The 6,825-nt window shown below is 61.2% G+C and carries 5 protein-coding genes and 1 pseudogene; 3 read left to right on the forward strand and 3 right to left on the reverse strand.

All coding sequences use genetic code 11. The features are described 5' to 3' along the window. Positions 1-1,206 (forward strand): ISNCY family transposase (locus tag AC1DS3_RS32450; protein ID WP_477128769.1); only part of this gene is annotated, 1,206 nt, incomplete at its 5' end. A 179-nt stretch (positions 1,207-1,385) separates the two neighbouring features. Continuing rightward, positions 1,386-1,589: pseudogene (locus AC1DS3_RS32455) on the forward strand (ISNCY family transposase); the annotation flags it as partial. Positions 1,590-1,876: 287 nt separating this feature from the next. Here AC1DS3_RS32455 and AC1DS3_RS32460 read toward each other — a convergent pair. The 3 genes from AC1DS3_RS32460 to kbl form a co-directional block, all read right to left on the reverse strand. After that, on the reverse strand, positions 1,877-3,295 hold the full coding sequence (locus tag AC1DS3_RS32460) for an amino acid permease (protein WP_441632090.1): 1,419 nt from the start codon (positions 3,293-3,295) through the stop codon (positions 1,877-1,879). A 452-nt stretch (positions 3,296-3,747) separates the two neighbouring features. Further along, a complete protein-coding gene (locus AC1DS3_RS32465) occupies positions 3,748-4,722 on the reverse strand; it encodes an NAD-dependent epimerase/dehydratase family protein (protein WP_441632088.1) in 975 nt (324 codons plus the stop codon). Continuing rightward, positions 4,719-5,921 (reverse strand): glycine C-acetyltransferase, encoded by a 1,203-nt coding sequence (gene kbl, locus AC1DS3_RS32470; RefSeq protein ID WP_441632086.1) that lies wholly within the window; start codon positions 5,919-5,921, stop codon positions 4,719-4,721. Before kbl ends, AC1DS3_RS32465 begins: the two co-directional genes overlap by 4 nt. A gap of 88 nt (positions 5,922-6,009) precedes the next feature. On the opposite strand from kbl, the gene AC1DS3_RS32475 reads away from it, so the two are divergent. Then, a complete protein-coding gene (locus tag AC1DS3_RS32475) occupies positions 6,010-6,606 on the forward strand; it encodes a helix-turn-helix domain-containing protein (RefSeq protein ID WP_441632084.1) in 597 nt (198 codons plus the stop codon). The last annotated feature ends 219 nt before the right edge of the window (positions 6,607-6,825 follow it).

The following is a 6,825-nucleotide window of genomic DNA, read 5'->3' on the forward strand; positions in this document are numbered from 1 at the left end:
ACGCTCGCCTGCGAGAAGCTGCGCGAGCGCCATGGCATCGCGCTGGCCAAGGAGACGGTGCGCCGGATCATGATTGACGCCGGCTTCTGGGTCCCCAGGAAGCTACGCCCGCCCAAGATGCACCAGCCGCGCAAGCGCCGCGCCTGCCTGGGTGAACTGGTGCAGATCGATGGCAGCGAGCACGCGTGGTTCGAGGAGCGGGCGCCCATGTGCACGCTGCTGGTCTATGTCGACGATGCCACCAGCCGCCTGATGCAGTTGCTGTTCGTGCCGACCGAATCGACTTTCGCCTATTTTGCCGCKACGCGGGCCTATATTGAGCGCCATGGCAAGCCGGTGGCGTTCTACAGCGACAAGGCCAGTATCTTCCGGGTCAATGCMAAAGGTGTCACCACGGGACGGGACCATACGCAGTTCGGGCGCGTGCTGTACGAGCTGAATATCGAGAGCCTGTGCGCCAACAGCAGTCAGGCCAAGGGCCGTGTGGAGCGCATGAATGGCACGCTGCAGGACCGGCTGGTCAAGGAGTTGCGCCAGCGCGGCATCTCGACGCTGGCCGAGGCCAATGCCTTTGCCCCGGTCTTCCTGGCGGACTTCAATGTGCGGTTCGCCAAGATGCCMAGAAGCGACTTCAAYGCGCAYCGTCCCGTGCGGCCCGACGAGGACCTCGAGCGCATCTTTACCTGGCGTGAATGGCGCAAAGTCTCCAACCGGCTGACGCTGCAATAYGACCGCAAGCTGTACCTCATCACGGACCAACCCGAGCAGCGCTCCYTGATTCAYCGCTACATCGARGTGGCCGAGTATCCGGACGGCMGSATCGAGYTGTGGGCCGACGGGACTKCCCTGCCCTACGTCCTCTATGACCGGCTGTCCGAGATCGATCAAGRCGCGGTGGTGGAAAACAAGCGGCTGGGGCATGTGCTGGAGATCGCCCAGCGCGTGCAGGCCCAGCGCGACAATCGTCGCATCCTAGGAACACCATCGCGCACGCTGACCGGTCAAAAACCGCGGCAACGGCCCGAACAGGCGACGCCAGGTACGAAACCACAACGGCAACTGAATGCGGAAGACTTGCGTCGCGCCATCGATGAACTGGCGCAACCGCCCCACCCTGTAGATACCTCACCGCCTCAGGCCAGCTCGACTGCGTTACGGAAACAGGCGAGAAAAAGACGCAAAAGAATCAAAACCATCCTGCATTAAACCGGACATTCTGATCTAGCCACCGGGAGGACATTTGAATTTAGCCTGGACAACGGTGTCAGGGCCAAATAGTAATGTCGTACTTGAGCCAAATAGAAATGTCGTACCCCGTCCCGGAGCGTGCCAAGCTGACGGCTTTGCCGTCTAGCCTGGAGCACGATCATGGGCCGACCCGACACGATCATCATGAGCACGCGTGGTTCGAGGAGCGGACGCCCATGTGCAGGCTGCTCGTCTATGTCGACGATGCCACCAGCCACCTGATGCAGTTGCTGTTCGTGCCGACTGAATCGAATTCCGCCAATTTTGCCGCGACGCGGGCCTATATTGAGCGCCATGGCAAGGCAGTGGCGTTCTACAGCGACAAGGCCAGCATCTTCCGGGCTGTACCTCATCAAGGACCAACCCGGGGCAGCGCTCCTTGATTCATCGCTACATCGAAGTGGCCGAGTAACCGGACGGCCGTATCGATTTGTGGGCCGACGGGACTGCCCTGCCCTACGTCCTCTATGACCGGCTGTCCGAGATCGATCAGGACGCGGTGGTGAAAAATAAGCGGCTGGGACATGTGCTGGAGATCGCCCAGCGCGACAATCGTCGCATCCTAGCGACACCGTCGCGCACGCAGACCGGTCGAAAACCGAGGCACCGGCAGCGTGCGGGACGATGCTCAAGCCGACTTTTGGACGCGCCCCTCAACCGGCGCACGCGATTTGGTGAGCCGATAGCCGATGCCGAGCAGCGCGAACCACACAGGTGCCACGTAGAGCGCCACCCGGGTACCCGGATCGAGCGACAGCAGCGCCGCAACCGCGATCATGAAGGCGACCACCAGCCAGTTGGCATAAGGCGCGCCAGGCATGCGAAAGTCCACCGCCTTGACCCGGCCGGCGGCGATTGCCTTGCGATAGCCGAGGTGGGCAATCATGATGATCGACCAGGTCCACAGCGAACCGACCAGCGAAATGCTGGTGACCCAGACGAAGACCTGCTCCGGCACGATGTAGTTGAGCAGCACACCGATGCCCATCAGCGCGGCCGAGAACGTGATGGCGGTGGACGGCACATGCTTGCTGCTGACCCTGCCGAAGGCGCGCGGCGCCTGGCCAAACTGCGCCAGCGTGTACAGCATGCGCCCGGTGCTGAAGATGCCGCTGTTGCAAGATGAGGCTGCCGCCGTGATGACGACCAGATTGACGATCGCGGCCGCCCCCGGAATGCCGATCCTCTCGAACACGTAGACGAAGGGGCTGACGCCGGGCTTCAGCTCATTCCAGGGCACCAGCGCCATCATGACGATCAGCGCGCCAACGTAGAAGATCAGGATGCGCCAGACGACGCCGTTGGTCGCATGCGGCAACACCTTCTCGGGATTCTGCGCCTCCCCCGCGGTGACACCGATCAGTTCCACGCCCTGGTAGGCGAACATGACGATCTGCAAGGTCAGCACCACGCCGAGCGTCCCGAACGGCATGAAGCCGCCATGCGTCCACAGGTTCGAGAAGCTGGCCGTCGGGCCGAGCGGTGTCACACCGAAGAAGATGATCGCCAACCCGATCACGATCATGGCGATGATGGTCACCACCTTGATCAGCGAGAACCAGAATTCGAGTTCGCCGAATACCGCGACCGCAACGCAATTCACCAGGTACAGCACCGCCAGGGTGGCCAGCGCCGGTATCCACTGCGGCACGTCCGGGAACCAGTAGTGCACGTAGACTGCGACCGCAGTGATCTCGGCCATCCCGGTGACCACCCACATGAACCAATACGACCAGCCGGTGGCGAAGCCCGCAAAAGGGCCGACAAACTCCTCGGCGTAGGTTGCAAAGGATCCGCTCACCGGGCGGTACAGCAGCAGTTCGCCCAGCGCCCGCATGATGAAGAAGATCGCCACGCCGCCGATGGCGTAACTCAGCATCAGTCCCGGGCCGGCGATGGCGATCGCGCGCCCCGCACCCAGAAACAGTCCGACACCGATGGCGCCGCCGATGGCGATCATCTGGATGTGCCGGTCCTTGAGCCCGCGATGGAGATCCTTCTCCTCGTGGGCCCGCTCTTCGTCGAGCAGTTTCCTTACGTCAGTCATATTGATCTCCTCTCAGACCCGCGAACGCTTGTCAGCATTCGCACGGCTCTCACCCGTGAATTGGTTCGGGCGCGCAACGCCCTTCCGGATACGGATTGCGCCTGCATGCACCCTCCGATGTCGAAGCCGGCCCTGGCGGCCGGAAAGCCGGATTGCTGGATTTGCAGCTGTGGTCATGAGTTGTCTCCTCTGGTCATCGTTATTGGGATCGATGCGGCCGGCGCTTCGCGCCTTGTCTATCGCTTGCGCGGTATCACGCATCGTCCAGACCGCCTTCATTCCCCGACAACGCATCCCAGCGTCCGAAATCGAGGCGATCTTCTATCACAGGGCCTCGGCCCTGTCTATACGTTTCCCGCGCTACCGTGCAACGACTTCGCGCAGCCTGCTGTCATGCCGCGAGGCTGGCCGGCGGTCGGGTTCCTGGCTTTGCCTGCTGCGCCAAGCTGGTCTCAGCTCACGCATTCCAAGGCGCTACCCTGGTTCAGCGTTGCCAGGTTTTTCAGCATGTCGGCCACCATCTCCCTGAGGCCGAATTCAGGTCGCCAGTTCCAATCCCGCCTGGCTACCGAGTCGTCGATAGAGTTAGGCCATCCACCGGCGATTTCCTGACGGTAATCAGGCTCGTACCTGACATCGAACCCCGGGCAATGCCGCCGGATCTCGTTCGCGATATCGCCAGGCGTGAAGCTCAAGCCCGCAAGGTTGTAGCTTCCCCGCTCGGAGATGCTGGCGCCAGGCGCCTCCATCAGCTCGATGGTCGCGCGAACGGCGTCCGGCATGTACATCATTGGCAGGGCTTCATCTTTCTCCAGGAAGCAGGCATAGGGTTGCGCCTTGAGCGCCGAATGGAAGATATCGATTGCGTAGTCCGTGGTTCCGCCGCCTGGAGGCGTCTTGTAGGAAATCAATCCTGGATACCGCACGCTCCGGACATCCACGCCATGGTTCTCAAAGTACCAACGGCACCATCCTTCGCCCGCCAGCTTGGAGATGCCGTAGACGGTCTTGGGCTCCATGATGGTGCTTTGGGGCGTGGCGTCCGGCGGCGTTGTCGGGCCGAATGCCGCAATCGAACTGGGCCAGAATACTTTGTCGAGCTTCTGGTGACGCGCAGCCTCCAGCACGTTCAGCAGGCCGTTCATGTTGAGTTGCCACGCCCATGTAGGCGACTTCTCTCCGGTTGCTGACAATGCGGCTGCCAAGTGATAGATCTGGGTGATCCCATGCCGCTCGATGACATCGCGAAGTTGCGCCCTATCGGTTACGTCGAGCATTTCATGCGTGAGGTGCAGGTGGCGGCCGTGCGGCACCATGTCGCTCGTGACGACATTCTGCTTGCCATAGCGATCGGCCAGCGCCGACGCCAACTCCGTTCCCAATTGGCCGTTGGCGCCAATGATCAGAACCCTGGCTGGCTTTGTCATTGAATGATCCCCAGTTCCTTGCCTGCGATCTCGAACGCCTCCAACGCCTGGTCCAGCTCGGCGCTGTCGTGCAAAGCGCTGATCTGCACGCGGATGCGTGCCTGCTCCCTGGGGACCACGGGATAGAAGAAACCGATGACATAGACGCCCAGCTCCAGCAGACGCCGGGACAGTTGCTGCGCCTTTTCCGCGTCATACACCATGACGGGAATGATGGGGTGGTCGCCGAGCTTCACGTCGAAACCCAGCGTGCCGAGCTTGCCGCGGAAGTAACGCGCATTGCGCTCGAGCTTGTCTCGCAACGAGGTATCGGCTTCGAGCAGGTCGAGCACCTTGAGTGTCGCGCCCACGATGCACGGCGCCACCGTGTTCGAGAAAAGATAAGGCCGGGAGCGCTGGCGCAGCAATGCCACGACTTCCTTTCGCCCACTCGTAAAGCCACCCGAGGCGCCGCCTAGCGCTTTGCCGAGCGTTCCGGTGATGATGTCGACCTTTCCGAAGATCCCACGGTGTTCGTGAGAGCCGCGGCCGCGCTGCCCAAGGAAGCCGGTGGCATGGCACTCGTCAATCCCGAGGAGCGCCCCGAACTCGTCGCAGATCTCGCGGATCTCATCGAGCCGGGCAATCGTGCCATCCATCGAGAAAACGCCATCGGTAAAGACGAGCTTGAAACGTGCGCCTGCGGCGTCGGCCGCCTTCAACTGCTCGCGAAGATCCTCAAGGTCATTGTTTTTGTAGCGGAAACGCTTGGCTTTACAGAGCCGGATGCCATCGATGATGGACGCGTGGTTCAGTTCGTCGCTGATGACAGCGTCCTCCGGACCAAGGAGCGTCTCGAACAGGCCCCCGTTTGCATCGAAGGCCGAGCCGTAGAGGATCGTGTCCTCCGTGCCGAGAAAGCTCGCGAGACGCGCCTCGAGCGACTTGTGCAGGTCTTGCGTACCACAAATGAACCGAACGGAGCTCAAGCCAAAACCACGCTCGCCGAGCGCGCGATGCGCAGCCTCCACGACCTCCGGATGGGACGAGAGGCCCAGGTAGTTGTTAGCGCACAGGTTGATGACTTCCTTCCCATCGGTCGTCCTGATAAGGCTGCCCTGGGGAGAGGCGATGACACGCTCGGTCTTGAACAGACCGGCTTGTTCAATGGACTCGAGCTCCTGGCGGATGGCTGCGTAGAATGCGTCTGTTGTCGGCACAGCGGTGCTCCTGTAAACTGAGGGTGATCGATAAACCGAACGTGTTCTGTATATCGAACGTTTTGTTCACTTTACAGGATCTCATTTCATGACACAAGTCCCCCCGGCGGAGGCGTTCGCAGAAGGCCCCCCCGTCATTGGAGCCAGGCTGCAATTGCTTCGCCAGGCACGCAAGCTCTCTCTCGACGAGCTTTCCCGGCGTGCTGGCGTATCCAAATCGATGCTTTCGCAGGTTGAACGGAATCTTGCCAATCCCACGGTAGCGGTCTTGTGGCGATTGGCGAATGCCTTGGGGATTGGCCTGGCCGAGTTCCTATCCGGTGGGCAGGCCGACAAGCCGACGCCAACCGTGACAGTCATTCCTGCTCACTCGATCCCGGTGATCAGAAGCCCCGATGGCAAATGCGAGCTGAAGATTCTCGGCCCTGTGGACCTTGCAAGCCGAGTGGAATGGTATGAGCTGTCGATCCATCCTGGCGGCGTACTCGCATCCGAGCCGCATGAGATTGGTTCGAAAGAACATCTGTCCGTAATGAGCGGCTGCGTCACCGTTCAATCCGGCCCCAGTGAGAAGAAAGTCCGGCACGGCGAGTCCGCGCGCTATCCGGCGGATGTTCAGCATGCCATTTCGAATCCTGGAAAAACCATGGCCACGGCATTGCTGGTCGTTGAGTACGCCCAATGACAGCCGTTCATCGGAAGTCGACAGGATTACGCGAGCACTGCAACACAAGCGCGGATCCGCATCTTCTGCGTCAAGTCCCGCGCGCGCGAAAGATCGTTGCCTTATTGACGGCAAACGCTCCCTCCTCACGGACCCGGTAGATTCCTGCGCGAGCCGGCCGGCTCCGCCATTTTCCATTTAACGGCAAAACGCATACGGTCCTGTTTGATAGCAATAAGC

Source organism: Cupriavidus sp. 01L46, from assembly GCF_056399905.1.

Excerpts from the sequence above, each read along its gene's own strand:
- AC1DS3_RS32460 (WP_441632090.1), bottom strand. The coding sequence starts at position 3,295 with ATGACTGACGTAAGGAAACTGCTCGACGAAGAGCGGGCCCACGAGGAG.
- AC1DS3_RS32465 (WP_441632088.1), bottom strand. The coding sequence starts at position 4,722 with ATGACAAAGCCAGCCAGGGTTCTGATCATTGGCGCCAACGGCCAATTG.
- AC1DS3_RS32475 (WP_441632084.1), top strand. The coding sequence starts at position 6,010 with ATGACACAAGTCCCCCCGGCGGAGGCGTTCGCAGAAGGCCCCCCCGTC.